Origin of the sequence: Streptomyces sp. NPDC047853 (assembly GCF_043204535.1) — a bacterium.
GTDB lineage: Bacteria > Actinomycetota > Actinomycetes > Streptomycetales > Streptomycetaceae > Streptomyces.
This window is the reverse complement of the sequence record NZ_JBIDCI010000018.1, coordinates 69270-88037: the sequence shown is the minus strand read 5'-3', so window position 1 is coordinate 88037 and position 18768 is coordinate 69270. Positions and strand designations below refer to the sequence as shown.

Below are 18768 nucleotides of genomic sequence, written 5' to 3'. Positions count from 1 at the left end.
GACAGCGTTCAGCATATCGAACGAGTCCGTTGCAGAGCACGTGGAGGGACCCTCGGTGGCAGCAGCACCAGTCTGGAGTGTCGACCCCCGTACCGGGAAGCAGCGTGAACAGGTCGCGGTGGAGGCCACGGCCCAGGAGGTGGACTCCACCGTCCGCGCCGCCCACGCGACGCGCGCGGCCCTCGCCGAGCGCACCGTCCGCGCGGCCTTCCTGCGCACCGCCGCCGACGAGCTGAAGGCGGCCGAGAGCACCCTCGTCGAGGTGGCCGACGCCGAGACCGCGCTCGGCCCGGTCCGGCTGACCGGGGAACTCGCCCGCACCTGCTACCAGCTGCGGGCCTTCGCCGACATCGTCGACGAGGGCGAGTTCCTCGGGGTCGTCGTCAACCACCCCGACGACACGGCCACCCCGCCCATCCCGGACCTGCGCCGCTACAAGGTGCCCCTCGGCGTCGTCGCCGTCTACTCGGCCTCCAACTTCCCCTTCGCCTTCTCCGTCCCCGGCGGCGACACCGCGAGCGCGCTCGCCGCGGGCTGCCCGGTCGTCGTCAAGGCCCACCCGGACCACCCGGCCCTGTCCGAGCTGGTCGCCAGGGTGCTGCGCGGGGCCGCGGCCCGGCACGGCATCCCCGCGGGCGTCGTCGGCCTGGTGCACGGCTTCGAGGCCGGGATCGAGCTGATCAAGCACCCGCTGGTCGCCGGTGCGGGCTTCACCGGGTCCATCCGGGGCGGCCGCGCGCTGTTCGACGCGGCGGCGGCGCGTCCGGTCCCGATCCCCTTCCACGGCGAGCTGGGTTCGCTGAACCCGGTCGTGGTCACGGAGGCGGCGGCGGCCGAGCGGGCGGAGGCGATCGGCGCGGGGCTGGCCGGCTCGATGACGCTGGGCGTCGGCCAGTTCTGCGTGAAGCCCGGCCTGGTCCTGGTACCGGCGGGCGCCGCCGGTGACGGCCTGGTCAAGTCGCTCACGGACGCCGTCAGCGACACCGACGCCGGTGTGCTGCTCGACCACCGCATGCGGGACAACTTCGTCGCCGGGGTCGCCGAGCGCGCCGCGCTGCCCGACGTGGACTCCCCGGTGACGCCGGGCGCGGGCGGCGAGCACACCGTCAGCGCCGGGTTCCTGACCGTGCCGGCCGGGCGGCTGACCGAGGAGGGCGCGCACGACCTGCTGCTGGAGGAGTGCTTCGGGCCGGTCACCGTGGTGGTGCGCTACGAGGACGAGACCGAGGTGCGGGGCGTGCTGTCCCGGCTGCCGGGCAACCTCACGGCGACCGTGCAGCTCTCCGCCGAGGAGGCGGCGGGCGAGGGCCGGGGGGCCGAGCTGCTCGCCGAGGTGACACCGCTCGCGGGGCGGGTGCTGGTGAACGGCTGGCCCACGGGTGTCGCCGTGGCGGCGGCCCAGCACCACGGGGGCCCGTACCCGGCCACGACGTCGACGTCCACGTCGGTGGGCGGGACCGCGATCGAGCGGTGGCTGCGGCCGGTCGCCTACCAGGGGACGCCCGAGGCGCTGCTGCCGCCCGAACTGCGGGACGACAACCCGCTGGGGCTCCCCCGCAGGTTCAACGGCGTCCTGGAGCGGTAGACGCCACCCGGCCGCGCCCCGTGCGGGCGCGGCCGCTCGTCGTCGCAGCCCGCGCCCGGGGCGCGTCCCCGGGCCTGAGAGGATCGCACCATGCTTCTCGAACTCCCCGAACTGCCCTTCCCGCTGCGCCCGTACGGCCCCGACGGCGCCTGGTCCTACGAGGACGGTGTCCTCACCGGGAGGGCCGGGGCGAGGCAGGACCGCTTCGTGCCGCCGACCGGTGAGGGGCTGGAGCCCGCCTCCGACGCACCCCGGCTGCTCGGCGCTCCCGACGGCGACTTCCAGCTGATCGCCCGCGTCACCGTCGGCTTCCAGGGCGCCTTCGACGCCGGGGTGCTCTACGTCCACGTCGGTGAGCGGGCCTGGGCCAAGCTGTGCCTGGAGTACTCCCCGGACGTGCCCACCGTCTGCACGGTGGTCACCCGCGGGCACTCCGACGACTGCAACTCCTTCCCGGTGGACGGGAACACGGTGTGGCTGCGGGTCAGCCGGTCCGGGCGGGCCTTCGCCTTCCACGCCTCCGTCGACGGCGAACGCTGGACGTTCGTCCGGCTGTTCACGCTGGGGGACGAGGAGGAGACGGGCGCGGCCCTGGTCGGCTTCCTCGCCCAGGCGCCGACGGGGGAGGGGTGCGTGGTGACGTACGACCGTCTGGAACTGCGCCCGGGGTGGCCGGCCGACCTGCGCGACGGCAGCTGAGGCAACCGGAGCGCACGGCTCCACGTCCTCCCGTGCATGATCGACGAACACCTGTCCGCCGGCCCGGTGATCCGCACCGTCCTCTCCGCCGAGGCCGAGACCGTGGCCGCCCTGCACGCCCGGGCCCGGGCGACGTACTACCCGGACGGGCTCCCCGACGACGGGACCGACTGGGTCGCCGCCTGGCGCGGGGCCGCCCTGCGGGCCGACGGGCAGGTGCTGGGCGCCGTGGCGGGGGGCGGCCTCGTCGGCATCGCCTCCTTCCGGGTGCCGGCGGACGGACCGGCGGACACGGTGAAGCTGTTCCAGTTCCACGTCGACCCCGGCCGCTGGCGGTCGGGCATCGGCACCGCCCTGCACACCGCCTGCGTGGAGCAGTGGCGCGCCGACGGCAGGCGGACGGCCGTCCTGGACGTGCACGCCGGCAACCGGCGCGCCCGGGCCTTCTACGGCCGCCAGGGCTGGGTCCCCGACCCGGACAGGCCCCCGGGTGACGGCGACCACCACCTGTTCCTGCGCTTCGACGTGGACGGGGAATGAGGTCCGCTGCTTGAACGTTCACGTACACGGCGGAGAGGGCCTCCGTACCCGTACGACCTGGAGAAGAGCCGAGACATGCGCGTCGAGATCTGGAGCGACATCGCCTGCCCGTGGTGCTACGTGGGCAAGGCCCGCTTCGAGAAGGCGCTCGCGGCCTTCCCGCACCGCGACGGGGTCGAGGTGGTGCACCGGTCGTTCGAACTGGACCCCGGGCGGGCCAAGGACGACGTCCAGCCGGTGCTGACGATGCTCACCGCCAAGTACGGCATGAGCGAGGCGCAGGCGCGGGCCGGTGAGGACAACCTCGGCGCGCAGGCCGCCGCCGAGGGCCTGGACTACCGCACCCGGGACCGGGACCACGGCAGCACCTTCGACATGCACCGGCTGCTGCACCTGGCCAAGGAGCACGGGCGCCAGGAGGCGCTGCTGGACGCGTTCTACCGCGCCAACTTCGCCGAGGAGCGGTCCGTCTTCGCCGACGACGAGCGGCTGGTGGAGCTGGCCGTCGCCGTGGGACTGGACGCGGACGCCGCCCGCGCGGTGCTCGCCGACCCCGCCGCCTACGCCGAGGAGGTGCGCGCCGACGAGCGCGAGGCCGCGCGGTTCGGCGCCACCGGCGTGCCGTTCTTCGTGCTCGACCGGGCGTACGGCGTCTCCGGTGCCCAGCCCGCGGAGGTCTTCGCCCGGGCGCTGACGCAGGCGTGGGGCGAGCGCACGTCCCTGGAGCCGATCGGCGACGGCGACGCCGAGGCGTGCGGTCCGGACGGGTGCGCGGTCCCCCGGGACTGAAGAACCCCAGGTGGCGCCCTACCCATAAGCATTGCTTGGAGAAACGGCGTAGAAAGACGCAATGGACGGGGAGGTCCCGTGGCCGCACAGTGGTGCCATGGAGAGCTTCGAGAACCGCTTCGAGAATGTCGTCCGAGCCGAGTTCGACCCGAAGACCACGTATCTGAACACCGCCGGCACCGGTCTGCTCCCCGCCCGGGCCCTCGCCGCGATGGGTGACGCGGCGGTGTCCGCGGCCCAGGGGCAGCCGCTCGACATGTTCGCCGACGTCGAGGCGTCCCGGTCCGTCTTCGCCCGGCTCGTGGGGGTGCCCGCGAGGCGGGTCGCGGCCGGGGCGTCGGTCGCCACGTTCAGTGGGCTCGTCGCCGCCTCGCTGCCCGCGGGCGCCGAAGTCCTCACGGCGGAGGGCGACTTCAGCTCCCTGGTCAACCCCTTCCACATGCGCGGGGACCTGAAGGTGCGCGGTGTGCCGCTGGAGCGGATCGCCGAGTCGGTGGGGCCGGACACCGCGCTCGTGGCGGTCAGCTCCGTCCAGTCGGCCGACGGCCGGATCGCCGACCTGACGGCGCTGCGGGACGCCGCCCGGGCGCACGGGGCGCGGACCCTGATCGACGTCTCGCAGTCCAGCGGGTGGCTGCCGCAGGCCGCGGGGGAGTTCGACTTCGTGACCGGGGTCGCCTTCAAGTGGCTGCTCTGCCCGCGCGGCGTCACCTTCCTCGTCGTACCCGAGGACCTGGGCGAGGCTGCCGGGCTGACGCCGCTGTTCGCCGGGTGGGCGTCCGGGGAGCGTCCCTGGGACAGCTGCTACGGCCCCGTCGCGGAACTCGCGCACTCCGCACGGCGCTTCGACGAGAGTCCCGCCCTGTTCTCGTACGCGGGTGCCCGGCACTCACTGGCCCTGATCGAGGAACTCGGCGTGGACGCCGTGCACGCCCACGACACGGCCCTCGCCGACCGGTTCCGCGCGGGGCTGGCCTCCCTGGGCCACGCGCCGGTGCCCGCGCCCGGTTCCGCGATCGTGTCCGTGCCCGGACTCGGCCGTCGACAGGGCGAGTTGGGCCGGGCGGGGATCCAGGTCTCGGACCGGGCGGGCAACCTGCGGGCCGCCTTCCACGTGTACAACACGCCGGCGGACGTCGACCGGTTGCTCGACGTACTGGCGGACTGAGACGGCGGGACCGCGAGCGCCGGAACGGGAGACCCGGGCCGGGTCTCCCGCGACGGGACAGCCGGCCCGGGACACGCATCGGGCAGGGGCCTCCCGTCCCACACGAAGAGGCCCCTGCCCGGGATCAGATGCGGGTCACCTCACCGGAGTGAAGTCCCGCGCGCCGATGAAGTCCGGGCGCCGGATGGGCGCCGCGAACGGCTCGACGGCCGTGTTCTCCACGCTGTTGAACACGATGAACACGTTGCTGCGCGGGAAGGGCGTGATGTTGTCGCCCGAACCGTGCATGCAGTTGCAGTCGAACCAGGTCGCCGAGCCGGCCTTGCCGGTGAACAGCTTGATGCCGTACTCCGACGCCATCTTGGTCAGCGCCTCGTCGGACGGCGTCCCCGCGTCCTGCATCTGCAGGGACTTCTTGTAGTTGTCCTTCGGCGTGGCCCCCGCGCACCCGAGGAACGTCTTGTGCGACCCCGGCATGATCATGAGACCGCCGTTGGTGTCGTAGTTCTCGGTGAGCGCGATCGAGACCGAGATCGTCCGCATGTTCGGCAGGCCGTCCTCGGCGTGCCAGGTCTCGAAGTCCGAGTGCCAGTAGAAACCGCTGGCCCCGAAGCCCGGCTTGACGTTGATCCGGGACTGGTGGACGTAGACGTCCGAGCCGAGGATCTGCCGGGCCCGCCCGACCACGCGCTCGTCGCGCACCAGCTCGGCGAAGACCTCGCTGATCCTGTGCACCTCGAAGACGGACCGGATCTCCTTGGACTGCGGCTCCACGATGGAGCGCTCGTCCGCGCGGATGGCCGGGTCGGAGGTGAGCCGCTCCAGCTCCCGCGCGTACCTGGCGACCTCGTCCGGCCCGATGAGCTGGTCGACGGCCAGGAAGCCGTCGCGGTCCAGGGACTGGAGCTCACCGGCCGAGACGGGACCGGGCGTGTCCGGGGAGCCCCAGACGACCGGGTCCTTGCGGGGGGTGGCCACCTCGGTGGCGCCGCGGGTGGGGTAGAGATCGGTGATGTTCGTGGTCGTGATGGTCACGATGACTCACACCTCCTCGGTGAGCAGCGGGTAGACGCCGTTCTCGTCGTGGTCCTCCCGTCCGGTCACGGGCGGGTTGAAGACACAGATGCAGTGGAAGTCCTCCTTGACCTTGAGCGTGTGCCGCTCGTGGCCGTCGAGGAGGTACATCGTGCCCGGGGTGATGTGGTACGTCTTCCCCGTCTCGCGGTCGGTCAACTCGGCGTCGCCCTGGGTGCAGACGACGGCCTCGATGTGGTTCGCGTACCACATCGACGTCTCCGTACCCGCGTAGAGGATCGTCTCGTGCACGGAGAAGCCGACCTTCTCCTTGGCGAGGACGATGCGCTTGCTCTCCCAGGTGCCGGACGCCGACTTCACGTGCCGGTCGGTGCCTTCGATCTCCTTGAACGAACGGACGATCACGGTGTTGCGATGCCTCCTAGGTGAAGGGTGTGCAGGGTCCCCGGCGCCTTCGGCCGCGCGGTCGAAGGCGCCGGAAGGTGGGGGTGTCAGGCGGTCTCGCGCACCGCGCGGGCGAGGGTCTTCATGCCCTCGTCCAGCTCGTCGGGCGTGATGGTCAGCGCGGGCAGCAGTTTGACGACCTCGCTCTCGGGGCCGGACGTCTCGATGAGCAGCCCCAGCTCGAAGGCGCGCTTGGCGATCCGGCCCGCGCGGTCCTTGTCGTGGAACTCCAGGCCCCAGACCAGGCCGCGGCCGCGGTACTCCTTGACGTCGGCGAGGTTCTCCTCGGTGATGGCGATCATGTGCTGCTCGACCTGCTCACCGCGGGTACGGGTCTGCTTCTCCATCGCCGACCCGTCGGCCCAGTACGCCTCCAGCGTGGCGGTCGCCGTCACGAAGGCGGGGTTGTTGCCGCGGAAGGTGCCGTTGTGCTCGCCCGGCTCCCAGACGTCCAGTTCCGGCTTGAACAGGCAGAGCGACATGGGCAGGCCGTAGCCGCTGATCGACTTGGAGACGGTGACGATGTCCGGCGTGATGCCCGCCTCCTCGAAGGAGAAGAAGGCGCCGGTACGGCCGCAGCCCATCTGGATGTCGTCCACGATGAGCAGCATGTCCTGGCGCTCGCACAGCTCGGACAGGGCGCGCAGCCACTCGGGCCGGGCGACGTTGATGCCACCCTCGCCCTGCACGGTCTCCACGATCACGGCGGCCGGCTTGTTGAGCCCGGAGCCCTGGTCCTCCAGGAGCCGCTCGAACCACAGGAAGTCCTCGACGGTGCCGTCGAAGTAGTTGTCGAACGGCATCGGCGTGCCGTGCACCAGCGGGATGCCGGCGCCGGCCCGCTTGAAGGCGTTGCCGGTCACGGCGAGCGAGCCGAGCGACATGCCGTGGAAGGCGTTGGTGAAGGACACGATCGACTCGCGCCCCTTCACCTTGCGCGCCAGCTTCAGCGCGGCCTCCACGGCGTTGGTGCCCGTCGGGCCCGGGAACATGACCTTGTACGGCAGGTCGCGCGGGCGCAGGATCGTGTTCTGGAACGTCTCCAGGAAGCGGCGCTTGGCCGTCGTCGACATGTCGAGACCGTGCGTGACGCCGTCCCGCTCCAGGTAGTCGATGAGCGCGCGTTTCAGTACGGCGTTGTTGTGCCCGTAGTTGAGCGAGCCCGCTCCGGCGAAGAAGTCCAGGTACTCGTGGCCGTCCTCGTCGTACATGCGGCTGCCGACCGCACGGTCGAAGATGGTGGGCCAGCCGCGGCAGTAGCTGCGCACCTCGGATTCGACGGTTTCGAAGACACTGAGGTCGGGCTGGGTGATGGTCACGACGAATCGCTCCTCGTGGGGTGAGGGTGGGAGAGGAAGGTCGTACGGATCCGGTGGGACCGGTGCGGTCCGGGCCGGGAAGTCTGGGGGCCGGGCGGCGAGGGCGCCCGCCGGGCGGTCAGCCGCGGGCCGGGCCGCCGAGGGGGCCTATGCGGTACAGGACCTCGGGCTCGTGCGGCCCGTCGGGGAACGCGTCCGTGTCGAAGAGGACTTCGCGCTCCAGCGGGGCGCCGTGGCGCTCGGCGAACGAGGTGAACAGCCGCTGGGAAGCGGTGTTGTCGGGGGAGATGGTGGTCTCCACGGTCGTCGTCCCGCACTCCGCGAGGGTCCGGGCGGCAAGCCCGTCGAGCATCGAAGCCGCCAGCTTCCGACCACGGTACGCCTCGTCCACCGCCACCTGCCACACGAGCAGCGTGTCCGGCTGGTCGGGCCGCACGTAGCCGGTCACGAAGCCGACCGGCACGCCGTGCCCGTCGCGGGCGACCGCCGAGGTCGCCGCGAAGTCACGGCACCAGAGCAGATAGCTGTAGGACGAGTTCACGTCGAGGACCTTCGAGTCCTTGGCTATCCGCCACAGGGCGGCGCCGTCGGCCACTCTCGGACGATCGATTTGCAGGTCTGCTTGCGCGGCAGTCATGCAAATGAAATTACCCAGCGAAAATCGAAATTGCATCGCCGGACGGGGTTACGCATGCACGTGTCGTGTGATATCACGCGGGCGCGTGCCACCGCGCGAAACGGCGACACTTTGGGATGATTTGACCTGGACGAACGGCGCGAATCGGTCAGCATGTGTAACGGGTCACAATCATGTAACCTGTGCGACGCGTGTCCGAAATGCCGGTCTCGAACTTATCGAAATCTTAGAGTTTAGGCTCGGGGAAAGCGGGCAGAAGAACACGGATGGCTGTACTCCGAAGAATTGCCGAATTCGCTTTTGATGACTTCGGCAAATTCCGCGAATTCACGCCCCGAAAAGGCCTGCGCCGCTCCGCGCCTCCCAGGCGGACTCGGCGGCGCGCCGGGCCGCACCCAGGTCCGTCCCGACCCCGCCCTCGGCCAGCGCGGCACCCAGTGCCGCCAGGCAGCCCTGCACGGCCCCGGGCGTCGCGTCCGGGCCGTAGTGGTTGACCCGGACCATCTCCTTCGCCAGCGCGCCCCCGCCCGCGGCCAGCGGCAGCGTGGGGTCGGAGGCCAGGGCACGGGCCACCAGCTCCGACGCGTCGGTGCCCGCCGGCACCCGCAGCGTCGTCGCGACCGGCGCCGCGTCCCTCGCCTCGTGCACGTACGGCTCCAGGCCGCCCCCCAGCGCGAGCGCACCGGCGCGGGTGGCCGCCGCGGCCGAGGCGTGCCGCGCCCTCACCGTCTCCGGGCCCTCCGCCTCGATGCGCTCCACACACGCCTCCAGCGCGAGCATCTCCAACTGCGCCGGAGCGTGCAGCAGCGCCTTGCGCCCGCCGTCGATCCAGCGCTCCTTCCAGTCCAGCAGGGAGAGGTACGACCGGCGCGGGGCGTGCGGGTTCGCCGCCATCCGCGCCCAGGCCCGCTCGCTCACCGACACCGCCGACACGCCGGCCGGACCGCCCATCGCCTTCTGCGCGCCGATGACGCACAGGTCCACGCCCCACGCGTCCGGCAGCACCGGCTCGGCGCCCACCGAGGCCACGGCGTCCAGGTAGAACAGCGCGCCCTGCTCCCGCACCGCCTCGCCGATCTCCGCGACCGGGTTGGTGTTCCCGGTCGCCGCCTCCGCGTGCACCAGGGACACGAAGTCGATCTCCGGGTGCTCGGCGAAGGCCCGGCGGACCTGCTCGGCGGAGACGGCCGTGTGGAACGGCACGGCGAGGTCGTGCACGGTCGCGCCGCAGTCCCGCAGCCAGTTCCCGAAGGTCTGCCCGTACGGCCCCGTGATGATGTTCAGCGCGACGGTGCCCGGCCCGGCGGCGGCGCGGATCGCGCCCTCCAGCGGCAGCAGCGCCTCGCCCTGCATGATCACGACGTCCTGTCCGGTGCCGAGCAGGCGCGCCACCCGGTCCTCGATCGCGGCGAAACGGCCGGCGCTCAGCGGGGCGAGGTCCAGGAAGGGGTGGGTCACGGCGGTGCTCTCTTCGGTAACGGGCAGGTGTACGGCGCGTACGGAGTCGAGAGTAACCATGGCCCGCGTCACCACTCGCGCGGAGGGTTTCCGTTGCGACACCCTCACGCCCGGAATTGTGGCTTCCGCCACAGCCGGAACGATCGTCGGCCTGATGAACTCGGCCTCGTGTCCGTTCTGTTGCTGCTCGTGGCCATCGCCGTGGTGACGGCTGTCGTCCTCGGCCGAAACGCCGACACGTTCGGGCGCCGCCCCTACCCCGCGGCCCGTCCCGCGGCTCCCGGGCGGCCCGGGGCGGGCGCGCCCTGGCGTGCCGTCGCCGGGGTCGCCGGCGCGGGTGCCGTCCTGCTGTACGCCTGGGGCGCGCTGTGTGTGGGCTTCGCGGTGATGGAGGCGGAGGACGGGGGCACGGGCTCCTCGCCGATGCGGCCCTGCCGCACCGGTGTGTCCCAGGAGCTGTCCGAGCGGGTGATCGACTACGACGCCTCCCTGCTGCCCCTGCGCTTCCGTTGCGAGACCACGGACGGCGGCGGCTACGACTCCGCCGACATCCCCGGCTACGCCAACCCCGGGGCCGCCGTGCTCGCCCTGACCGCCGTGGCGGGCGCGGTCGCCGCCCGGCGGGCGGCCGGGCGGCAGGCCCGCGCGGCCGCCCGGTGACCGGCCTTCGAACACCCCGCCGCACCGGTCTAGGGTGCGGGACATGAGCGATCGCACGGTGCTGCACGTGAAGGGTCGGGTGCTGGTCGGGCCGGAGGAGGTCCGCGACGAGGTGTGGGTGGTCGACGGCCGGATCTCCTACGACCGTCCCGCGGGTGCGGCCGACGTCCGCACCGTCACGGGCTGGACGCTGCCCGGCCTGGTCGACGCCCACTGCCACGTCGGCCTCGACCGGCACGGCGCCGTCCCCGAGGACGTCGCCGAGAAGCAGGCGCTGACCGACCGGGAGGCGGGCACCCTCCTCATCCGTGACGCGGGTTCGCCCTCCGACACCCGCTGGATCGACGACCGCGAGGACCTCCCGAAGATCATCCGGGCCGGCCGGCACATCGCCCGCACCCGGCGCTACATCCGCAACTACGCCTGGGAGGTCGAGCCCGAGGACCTGGTGGCGTACGTCGCGCAGGAGGCCCGGCGCGGCGACGGCTGGGTGAAGCTGGTCGGCGACTGGATCGACCGCGACCTCGGCGACCTGTCCGCCTGCTGGCCGCGCGGCGCCGTGGAGGCGGCGATCGCGGAGGCCCACCGCCTGGGCGCCCGCGTCACCGCCCACTGCTTCGCCGAGGACTCGCTGCGCGACCTCGTCGAGGCCGGCATCGACTGCGTCGAGCACGCCACGGGCCTGACCGACGACACGATCCCCCTCTTCGCCGAGCGGGGCGTCGCCATCGTGCCGACCCTGGTCAACATCGCCACCTTCCCGGCGCTCGCGGACGGCGGCGAGTCCCGGTTCCCCCGCTGGTCCTCCCACATGCGCAGGCTCCACGAGCGCCGCTACGACACCGTGCGGAGCGCCTACGACGCCGGTGTCCCGGTCTTCGTCGGCACCGACGCGGGAGGGGCCCTGGCCCACGGTCTGGCCGCCGCGGAGGTCGCCGAGCTGGTGACGGCCGGCATCCCGCCCGTGGAGGCCCTCGCCGCGACGACCTGGGCCGCCCGGCGCTGGCTCGGACGTCCCGGCCTGGAGGAGGGCGCGCCGGCGGACCTGGTGGTGTTCGACGAGGACCCGCGCGCGGACGTGCGCGTGCTCGCCGCTCCGCGCCGGGTGGTGCTGAACGGACGGGTGGTCGGTTAGCCGTCCGGGGTGACGCGGGGAACACCCGTGCCGGAGGATTCGAAAGCGCGGGCGGAAACCCCACGAAGGGGTGAAGTGCCCCGGGATCGCTGACGGTCGGGCGGGCGCGAGGACATTCTGTGCGGGTCCCGAGCATGTCGCTCATGCGTGTCCCGCACGCATGTCTCACTGGGGGTCCCACCACCTTGAACGGCAACACCTTCCGCATGCCCGCACGCCGTCTCGTCACCGTCGCGGCGGCCACGGTCCTGGCCGCCGGTCCCGCGGCCCTGGCCGGCGCGGGCACCGCACAGGCGACCGGCGACCACGGCCGCGCGAGCGCCACCGTCCTGCGTACCGGGCTGGACGTGTCCCTGCTCAACAAGACCGTGAACGTCCCGCTCGCGGTCACCCTCAACGAGGTGCACGCGCCCGAGACGGCCCGGAAGACCGCGCTGACCGCGCGGCTGGACGGCGTCGACGGGGGCAGGGCCTTCAGCGTCCTGCGGGCCGACGTGGCCGAGTCCGCGGCGACGGCGACCGCGGCGAAGAGCGAGGGCCGCGCGAACCTCGCCCGCGCACGGCTCCACGTCCCGGGCCTGCCGCTGCTGTCGGTGGTCGAGGTCGAGCAGGTCACCTCCACCGCGACGTGCGAGGCCGGGAAGAAGCCGGTCGCCGACGCGAACCTGCTGGGCCCGGTCACGGTCCTCGGCAAGAAGGTCACCCTGACCACCGGCGGGACGACGGAGGTCGAGGTCCCCGGTGTCGGCGAGGTGCGGCTCGACCTGTCCCGGACGGAGACCACCTCCCGTACGGCCGCCGCCACCGCGCTCGAACTCAAGGTGTCCGTCGACCCGCTGGACCTGAACGTCGCGGAGGTCGACGGCACCCTGACCCTGGCGAAGGCGACCTGTGAGTCCCCGGCGGCCCCGGAAGCCGAGCAGCCTCCGGCGAAGGCCGACGAGCCCCCCGCCGAGCAGGAGGCCGAACCGGCCGCCGAGGTCCGGCCCCAGGGCGCCCGCGCCGAGGCCGACCTCGCCGAGACGGGGGGCAGTTCGGCGACCCCGTACCTCGCCGCCGGGGCAGCGGCCCTGGTCCTGGCGGGCGGCGGCTCCCTGCTGCTGGCCCGGCGCCGGCGCGGGTGACCGTCCGGGCGGGTGACCGCGGGCGGGGGTGAGGGCGAGGGGGCGGGCCGTACGCCGGGGGGTGCCCCCCTCCGTGCGGTGGAGACCGCCTTGCCGTGGAGACCGCCGTGCCGTGCACGCCGCACCTCCGGGCCGGGCGGCACCGCCGCGCACGTGGGGCGCGGCGGTGCCGTCCTTCGGGGTCGGCGCCCCGCCCGCCGTCCGGGTCAGGCCGGTTCCGCCACCGCCCGCTCCAGCGCCCGCAGGAAGCCGTCCGTCGTCGCCCGGTCCCGTACCGCGAGGCGCAGCCACTCCTCGCCCAGACCCGGGAACGTGTCCCCGCGCCGCACCGCGTACCCGAGATCGCGCAGCCGGTGGCGTACCGCGGCGGCGTGCGGGAGACGGACCAGGACGAAGGGGCCCGCGGCCGGTTCGACGACCCGCACTCCGCCGGCGGCGAACCGGGTGAGTCCGGAGACGAGATGCGCCCGGTCCACGGCGACGCGGTGCGCGGCGTGGGCGGCCTCCGCCAGCGCCCGCGGCGCCACGCACGCCTCGGCGGCCGCCAGCGCCGGCGTCGACACCGGCCACAGCGGCTGGGCGCGTTCCAGCTCCGTGATCGTCTCCGGGGCCGCCAGGACGTACCCGATGCGCAGCCCGGCCAGCCCCCACGTCTTGGTGAGGCTGCGCAGGACGACCAGCCCGGGCACGTCGGTGCGCCCGGCCAGCGCCTCCCGCTCACCCGGCACCGCGTCCATGAACGCCTCGTCCACGACCAGCGTCCGCCCGGGGCGGGCCAGTTCCGCGACGGCGTCCGCCGGATGCAGCACCGACGTCGGGTTCGTCGGGTTGCCGACCACCACCAGGTCGGCCTCCTCGGGCACCGCGGCCGGGTCCAGCCGGAAGCCGTCCGCCTCCCTCAGCAGCACCCGGCCGACCGTGTGTCCCGCGTCCCGCAGCGCCGCCTCCGGCTCCGTGAACTGGGGGTGCACCACGACCGGCCGGCTCACCTTCAGCGCCCGCGCCAGCAGCACGAACGCCTCCGCCGCGCCCGCCGTCAGCAGCACCCGCTCCACCGGCAGCCCGTGCCGTGCCGCCACCGCCGCCCGCGCGGCCCGCCCGTCCGGGTAGGCCGCGAGGGAGCCGAGCGAGGCGGCGACGTGCTCGCGCAGCCACACCGGGGGCGTGTCCGCGCGGACGTTCACCGCGAGGTCCACCAGCGCCGAGCCGTCGTCGCGGACCTCGGCGTCCCCGTGGTGCCGCAGGTCGAGGTCGACGGCCGGGCCCTCAGTGGGCGTGGGAGTGTGCGTGTCCATGCCCGTGATGGTGCCCGTGGTGGTGGTGGCCGTCGTCGTCGGGGTGGAAGTGCGGCTGCTGCGGCAGCCCCACCTTGTCCTCGAACCCCGGCAGCGCGATCCGGTACACGCAGGAGTCGCAGTTCATCCGCAGGTCGCCCCCGACGGCCTCCTCGTACCGCTCCCACACCAGGTCCAGCAGCTCCGGCTCCGGCCCGATGACGTCCGCCGAACGCACGTCGGTCTCCGGGTGCGCCGCGGCCCACTCCTCGGTCTGGTGCCGGACCCGGTCCGGGAGGATGCCGGTGAACAGGAAGTACGGCAGGACCACGACCCGCCGCGCCCCCAGCCGCACGCACCGCTCCAGGCCGCCCGGCACGTCCGGCTTCGCCAGCGACACGAACGCCGTCTCCACCGCCCCGTACCCGCGTCCCTCCCACAGCAGCCGCGCCGCCTTGAACACCTCCGCGTTGGCGTCCGGGTCCGTCGAACCGCGCCCCACCAGCAGCACGGTCACCTCGGACCGGTCCCAGGAGGGGTCGACGGCCTCCTCCAGGCGCCGCTCCAGCACCCGCAGCAGCGCGGGGTGCGGGCCCAGCGGACGTCCGTAGGTGTACGAGATGCCGGGGTGGCGCTCCTTCTCGCGGGAGAGCGCCGCCGGGATGTCGCCCTTGGCGTGCCCGGCGGACACCAGCATCAGCGGCACCGCGGCGAACCGGCGCACCCCGCGCTCGACCAGCTCGGCGACCGCCTCGCCGAGCGGCGGCGGCGACAGTTCGATGAACCCGCCGGCGACGGGCAGTTCGGGGTGGCGGCGGCCCAGCTCGCGCACGAAGTCGCGGAACGCCTCGGCTCCGGCCTCGTCCCGGGTGCCGTGTCCGGCGATGAGCAGGGCGGGCGGGGTGGTCACAGTTTCTCCTCGGGTTTCTCGGACGGAAGGGGGTGGTGCGGCAGGGCGTTCGGCGCGACCGCCGGACCACCCCTCTCGGACTCGTCGTTCACGGCGGGCGGCCCGACGGGGGGGGCGCCACCGGGCTCACTCGGCCCGCTCCTGCCAGCGGTAGCCGCGCGGGGTCACCATGCGCCCGGCGATCTCCCGGGTCGCGGTGTTGCCCACCGTCACGACCGTCATCATGTCGACCGCCGCCGGGTCCAGGGCGGCGAGCGTGGTCAGGCGGCTGGACTCGTCGGCGCGCGACGCGTTGCGCACGACCCCGACCGGCGTGGTCGGCTCCCGGTGCTCCGCGAGGATCGCCAGCGCCTTGGGCAGCTGCCAGTCCCGGCCCCGGCTGCGCGGGTTGTAGAAGGTCACGACGAGGTCCGCCTCGGCCGCCGCCCGCACCCGCCGTTCGATGACCTCCCACGGCGTGTGCAGGTCGGACAGGCTGATCGACACGTGGTCGTGGCCGAGCGGCGCGCCCAGGATCGCCCCGGCCGCCAGCGCCGCCGTCACCCCGGGAACCCCGACCACGTCGATGTCGTCGGACGCCTCCGCCAGCGCGGGCGACGCCATGGCGTACACCCCGGCGTCCCCGCTGCCGATCAGGGCGACGGCGTGTCCGCGCCGGGCCTCCTCGACCGCGGTCCGGGCCCGCTCCTCCTCGGCACCGAGCCCCGACTCCAGGATCCGGGTACCGGGCCGCAGCAGGTCGCGGATCTGGTCGACGTACTGGTCGAGACCGACCAGCACCGAAGCCCGCCGCAACTCGGCCTGCGCGCGCGGCGTGACCAGGTCCCGGGCGCCCGGCCCGAGCCCGACCACCGCGAGCCGCCCGCGCCCCGGCCGCCGTACGACGGCACAGGTGGCCATCGCCGGACTCGACGCCGACTTGCGCTTGGGGACGAGGAGTTCGCCGCCCCGCGCGAGCGCCGCCGCCTCCGCGACCGACGGCGTGCCGACCGCCGCGAGCGGCGCGTCGGAGGGGTTGGGCACCTCGACGCCCGCCAGCTCCCCGGCGGCGTACGTCACCAGGGGCACGCCCAGCCGCTCGGCGGCCCCGACGATCCCGGGCTCCTGCGCCTTGGCGTCCACGGTGGCCAGTTCGGCGACCGACGCGGCGGACAGTCCGGCGTCCCGCAGCGCCTCCTCGACCAGCCCGAGCACCTCGTCGACCGGCGCCCCCCTGGAGGCGCCGACGCCGACGACCAGGGACGGCGGACGCAGGACGGCCTCGCGCCCGGCGGGCTCCACCAGACGGTCGGTCAGCCGGACCGTGTACGCGCCCTCGTCGGTGACGGGCAGCGGCGGCAGGGGCCACCGCACCTCCGCGCGCAGCGCGACCGGCACACCGTCGAGCAGGGCCCGCGACACCCCGGCGACATCGCCCTCCACGGGCATCCCGAGGGTGTCCAGTCCCGGCAGTCCCACGGCGTCCGTCGCCGTCGTCACCACCGGCTCGGCGCCCAGCACCCCGGCGACCGCGACGGCGAGGTCGTTGGCGCCGCCCCCGTGGCCGCCGACCAGCGACACGGCGAACCGTCCGCCCTCGTCCACGCAGACGACCCCGGGGTCGGTCCGCTTGTCGTCCAGCAACGGTGCCACGAGCCGGACGACGGCCCCCGTGGCCAGGAAGCACACCAGCCGCTCGCACTCGGCGAACGCGGTCCGTACGGCGTCCGCGACGGGACCCTCGTAGACGCGCGTGCGGTCCGGCCAGGCGGCGGCCAGCCGGTCCCGCGCGGCCGCTCCCGCCGCGGTGGCGGAGATCAGGCCGATCAAGGGGAAACTCCTTCGGTACGGCTGTGCGGCCTCACGCCCCACAGCAGGAACACGGGATTGGCCGCCGCGAGCCGGGTCACGTCCCCCGGCAGCGGGGCGAGCCGGGACGACTGCAACAGCACCCCGTCGCACTCCAGCCCGGCGTCGAGCAGCGCCCGGCGGGCCGCCGGCACCCGGTCCAGCGCGGCCAGGGCGACGACCACGGCACGCCGGGCGCGCCGCGCGCAGGCCGCGACGACCGCGGGCAGTTCGCGCCCGCCCCCGCCGACGAACACGGCGTCGGGGTCCGTCAGGTCCGACAGCGCCCCGGGCGCCGTGCCGTGCACCACGCGGACGTCGACGCCGTGCGCGGCGGCGTTGGCGCGGATGCGCTCGGCGCCGTCCGCTGTCTTCTCCACCGCGTCGACGGCGGCACCCAGCCGCGCGCACTCCACGGCCACGGACCCCGACCCCGCCCCGACGTCCCACACCAGGTCACCGGGGCGCGGCCCGAGCCGGGCCAGCGCCAGCGCGCGCACCTCGAACTTGGTGATCATCGAGTCGCGGTGGGCGAACTCGGTCTCGTCCAGGGCCCAGCCGGCCCATCCGTCCCGTCCGGCGCACCCCGGCCGGGCTCCGGCGAGGGTCCGCGTCGGCCCGAGCGCCCGCGCCTCGTCCAGGCACAGCACCACGCTCACCGCCGCTCCCCAGTCCCGGTCGGCGGCCTCGGCGGGCGTCACCCGCTCCACGCGCTCCCCGGCGGAGCCCAGCGCGCGGGCGACGAACAGCACCCGATCGTCGCCCCGCAGCGCGGCGCCCAGCTCCGCCGGACCCGCCCCGGGCCCGGTCAGCACGGCGACCTTCGGGTGCGCCCGGCACACGTTCACCGCCGTCCTGAGGTCCCGCCCGTGCGCGCTGGCCACCACGGCGTCGTCCCACGGCAGCCCGACCCGCGCGAAGGCGGCCGCGACCGAGGAGACACCGGGCCGCACGTCGAGCCGCTCGGGCCCGAACCGCTCGGCCAGCGCCCGCACGATGCCGAAGAACCCCGGGTCGCCGGAGGCCAGGACGACCACCGGCCGCTCCTTCGCGACGTACTGCGCGATCGTGTCCAGGGCCGGCGCCAACGCCCCGAGGACGACCCGCTCGGCCCCCGCCGGCAGCCGTACGGCGTCCAGATGGCGCCGTCCACCGACCACCAGCGCGGCACCGGCGGCGACGTCCCCGGCGGGAGGCTCGCCGGCCCCCATGCCCACCACCGTGATCACGTGCTCGCGCCCCGCGTGCGCAGCTCCCGGCGCGCCTCGGGGTCGGCCTTGCGATAGCCGTGGAAGTGCCCCGGGTGGTACAGGTGCGAGCGGGTGCCGTGCGCGTCGAGGGCCGGGCCGACCAGGAACAGGGTGTGCTTCCAGAGCTTGTGCTCCTTGACCGTCTCCTCCAGCGTGCCGATCGTGCACCGCACGACCAGCTCCTCCGGCCAGGTGGCCTGGTAGGCGACGACGACCGGCGTCTCGGTCGGGTAGCCGCCCTCCAGCAGCTCCCGCACCAGCTGGCCGCTGCGGGCCGCCGACAGGAAGACCGCCATGGTGGTGCCGTGCTTCGCGAACTCGCGGACCTCCTCCCCGGGCGGCATCGGCGTCTTGCCGCCGCCGAGCCGGGTCAGGACGACGGACTGCGCGACCTCCGGGACGGTCAGCTCCCGCTGCGCCAGCGCGGCCACCGCCGAGAAGGCGGAGACGCCGGGCACCACCTCGGTCGCGATGCCGATCTCCGCGCACCGGTCGAGCTGCTCCTGCGTCCCGCCCCACAGGGCCGGATCGCCGGAGTGGATGCGGGCGACCCGCAGCCCTTCCGCACGGGCCCGCCGGTAGACCGCGACGACGTCCTCCAGCGACATCGTCGCCGAGTCCAGGACCTCCGCGTCCTGACGGGCATGCCCCAGCACCTCCTCCTGGACCAGGCTGGCCGCCCAGATCACGACGTCGGCCTCGGCGATGGCCCGCGCGGCGCGGAACGTCAGCAGGTCGGCGGCGCCCGGCCCGGCACCGACGAAGGTCACCTTGCCGGTGGGGTCCCCGGCCGCGGCGGCGGGTGCCGCCGAGACCTCGGGTGCCACGGAGTCCTCGGAAGCCATGGGAATCGGTCCTCTCCTACGCATATTTACTGCGGTTGCTGCTGTCGTGCGCACGGATACGCGCCCCGA

18 protein-coding genes are annotated in these 18768 nt (G+C 74.1%); 8 read left to right on the top strand and 10 right to left on the bottom strand.

Going from position 1 to position 18768, the window contains the following annotated elements; all coding sequences use genetic code 11:
• Positions 1–55 precede the first annotated feature (55 nt).
• The 5 genes from ACGF5T_RS28540 to ACGF5T_RS28520 all read left to right on the top strand — a co-directional run bounded on the left by ACGF5T_RS28540 (position 56) and on the right by ACGF5T_RS28520 (position 4781).
• Positions 56–1585, top strand: a complete 1530-nt coding sequence (locus tag ACGF5T_RS28540; RefSeq protein WP_366766264.1) for an aldehyde dehydrogenase (NADP(+)) — start codon at positions 56–58, stop codon at positions 1583–1585.
• A 90-nt stretch (positions 1586–1675) separates the two neighbouring features.
• The gene (locus ACGF5T_RS28535; RefSeq protein WP_356607741.1) at positions 1676–2284 is read left to right on the top strand and encodes a DUF1349 domain-containing protein; all 609 of its coding nucleotides are present in this window, start codon (positions 1676–1678) and stop codon (positions 2282–2284) included.
• 36 nt (positions 2285–2320) lie between these two features.
• Complete coding sequence (locus ACGF5T_RS28530; RefSeq protein WP_366766265.1) at positions 2321–2824, top strand: GNAT family N-acetyltransferase; 504 nt, start codon at positions 2321–2323, stop codon at positions 2822–2824.
• A gap of 75 nt (positions 2825–2899) precedes the next feature.
• Complete coding sequence (locus ACGF5T_RS28525) at positions 2900–3613, top strand: DsbA family oxidoreductase (RefSeq protein ID WP_361016159.1); 714 nt, start codon at positions 2900–2902, stop codon at positions 3611–3613.
• 61 nt (positions 3614–3674) lie between these two features.
• A complete protein-coding gene (locus tag ACGF5T_RS28520) occupies positions 3675–4781 on the top strand; it encodes an aminotransferase class V-fold PLP-dependent enzyme (RefSeq protein ID WP_366766266.1) in 1107 nt (368 codons plus the stop codon).
• Between the two features lie 135 nt (positions 4782–4916).
• Here ACGF5T_RS28520 and thpD read toward each other — a convergent pair whose 3' ends face one another.
• The 5 genes from thpD to ACGF5T_RS28495 all read right to left on the bottom strand — a co-directional run bounded on the left by thpD (position 4917) and on the right by ACGF5T_RS28495 (position 9674).
• Entirely contained in the window at positions 4917–5816 is a 900-nt protein-coding gene (gene thpD / locus ACGF5T_RS28515; RefSeq protein ID WP_356607734.1) for an ectoine hydroxylase, read from the bottom strand.
• Between the two features lie 6 nt (positions 5817–5822).
• Positions 5823–6221 carry an ectoine synthase gene (locus ACGF5T_RS28510; RefSeq protein WP_356607732.1) on the bottom strand — a complete coding sequence of 133 codons (399 nt, stop codon included), beginning with the start codon at positions 6219–6221 and terminating at the stop codon, positions 5823–5825.
• A gap of 86 nt (positions 6222–6307) precedes the next feature.
• The gene (ectB, locus tag ACGF5T_RS28505) at positions 6308–7579 is read right to left on the bottom strand and encodes a diaminobutyrate--2-oxoglutarate transaminase (RefSeq protein ID WP_356607730.1); all 1272 of its coding nucleotides are present in this window, start codon (positions 7577–7579) and stop codon (positions 6308–6310) included.
• 118 nt (positions 7580–7697) lie between these two features.
• A complete protein-coding gene (gene ectA / locus ACGF5T_RS28500) occupies positions 7698–8216 on the bottom strand; it encodes a diaminobutyrate acetyltransferase (protein WP_356607728.1) in 519 nt (172 codons plus the stop codon).
• 327 nt (positions 8217–8543) lie between these two features.
• Positions 8544–9674: an aminotransferase class V-fold PLP-dependent enzyme gene (locus tag ACGF5T_RS28495; protein ID WP_356608151.1), complete on the bottom strand. Its 1131-nt coding sequence runs from the start codon at positions 9672–9674 to the stop codon at positions 8544–8546.
• Positions 9675–9842: 168 nt separating this feature from the next.
• Here ACGF5T_RS28495 and ACGF5T_RS28490 point away from each other — a divergent pair, with 168 nt between their 5' ends.
• From ACGF5T_RS28490 to ACGF5T_RS28480, 3 genes are all read left to right on the top strand, one after another.
• Entirely contained in the window at positions 9843–10334 is a 492-nt protein-coding gene (locus ACGF5T_RS28490) for a hypothetical protein (protein ID WP_356607726.1), read from the top strand.
• A 43-nt stretch (positions 10335–10377) separates the two neighbouring features.
• Positions 10378–11469: an amidohydrolase family protein gene (locus ACGF5T_RS28485; RefSeq protein ID WP_361016166.1), complete on the top strand. Its 1092-nt coding sequence runs from the start codon at positions 10378–10380 to the stop codon at positions 11467–11469.
• A gap of 185 nt (positions 11470–11654) precedes the next feature.
• A complete protein-coding gene (locus ACGF5T_RS28480) occupies positions 11655–12593 on the top strand; it encodes an SCO1860 family LAETG-anchored protein (protein ID WP_361016168.1) in 939 nt (312 codons plus the stop codon).
• A gap of 206 nt (positions 12594–12799) precedes the next feature.
• Here ACGF5T_RS28480 and cobC read toward each other — a convergent pair whose 3' ends face one another.
• The 5 genes from cobC to cobM form a co-directional block, all read right to left on the bottom strand.
• Complete coding sequence (gene cobC, locus ACGF5T_RS28475) at positions 12800–13888, bottom strand: Rv2231c family pyridoxal phosphate-dependent protein CobC (RefSeq protein WP_366766267.1); 1089 nt, start codon at positions 13886–13888, stop codon at positions 12800–12802.
• Complete coding sequence (locus tag ACGF5T_RS28470; protein WP_356607718.1) at positions 13860–14777, bottom strand: sirohydrochlorin chelatase; 918 nt, start codon at positions 14775–14777, stop codon at positions 13860–13862. Before ACGF5T_RS28470 ends, cobC begins: the two co-directional genes overlap by 29 nt.
• A gap of 126 nt (positions 14778–14903) precedes the next feature.
• Positions 14904–16586: a precorrin-3B C(17)-methyltransferase gene (gene cobJ / locus ACGF5T_RS28465; protein ID WP_356607716.1), complete on the bottom strand. Its 1683-nt coding sequence runs from the start codon at positions 16584–16586 to the stop codon at positions 14904–14906.
• Positions 16583–17833 (bottom strand): precorrin-6y C5,15-methyltransferase (decarboxylating) subunit CbiE, encoded by a 1251-nt coding sequence (gene cbiE, locus ACGF5T_RS28460; protein ID WP_356607714.1) that lies wholly within the window; start codon positions 17831–17833, stop codon positions 16583–16585. The genes cobJ and cbiE overlap by 4 nt, the downstream gene beginning before the upstream one ends.
• Complete coding sequence (gene cobM / locus ACGF5T_RS28455; protein WP_356607712.1) at positions 17830–18699, bottom strand: precorrin-4 C(11)-methyltransferase; 870 nt, start codon at positions 18697–18699, stop codon at positions 17830–17832. The genes cbiE and cobM overlap by 4 nt, the downstream gene beginning before the upstream one ends.
• Positions 18700–18768: the final 69 nt, after the last annotated feature.

Excerpts from the sequence above, each read along its gene's own strand:
- ACGF5T_RS28535 (WP_356607741.1), top strand. The coding sequence starts at position 1,676 with ATGCTTCTCGAACTCCCCGAACTGCCCTTCCCGCTGCGCCCGTACGGC.
- ACGF5T_RS28530 (WP_366766265.1), top strand. The coding sequence starts at position 2,321 with ATGATCGACGAACACCTGTCCGCCGGCCCGGTGATCCGCACCGTCCTC.
- ACGF5T_RS28525 (WP_361016159.1), top strand. The coding sequence starts at position 2,900 with ATGCGCGTCGAGATCTGGAGCGACATCGCCTGCCCGTGGTGCTACGTG.
- ACGF5T_RS28520 (WP_366766266.1), top strand. The coding sequence starts at position 3,675 with ATGGACGGGGAGGTCCCGTGGCCGCACAGTGGTGCCATGGAGAGCTTC.
- ectA (WP_356607728.1), bottom strand. The coding sequence starts at position 8,216 with ATGACTGCCGCGCAAGCAGACCTGCAAATCGATCGTCCGAGAGTGGCC.
- ACGF5T_RS28485 (WP_361016166.1), top strand. The coding sequence starts at position 10,378 with ATGAGCGATCGCACGGTGCTGCACGTGAAGGGTCGGGTGCTGGTCGGG.
- cobC (WP_366766267.1), bottom strand. The coding sequence starts at position 13,888 with ATGGACACGCACACTCCCACGCCCACTGAGGGCCCGGCCGTCGACCTC.
- cobM (WP_356607712.1), bottom strand. The coding sequence starts at position 18,699 with ATGGCTTCCGAGGACTCCGTGGCACCCGAGGTCTCGGCGGCACCCGCC.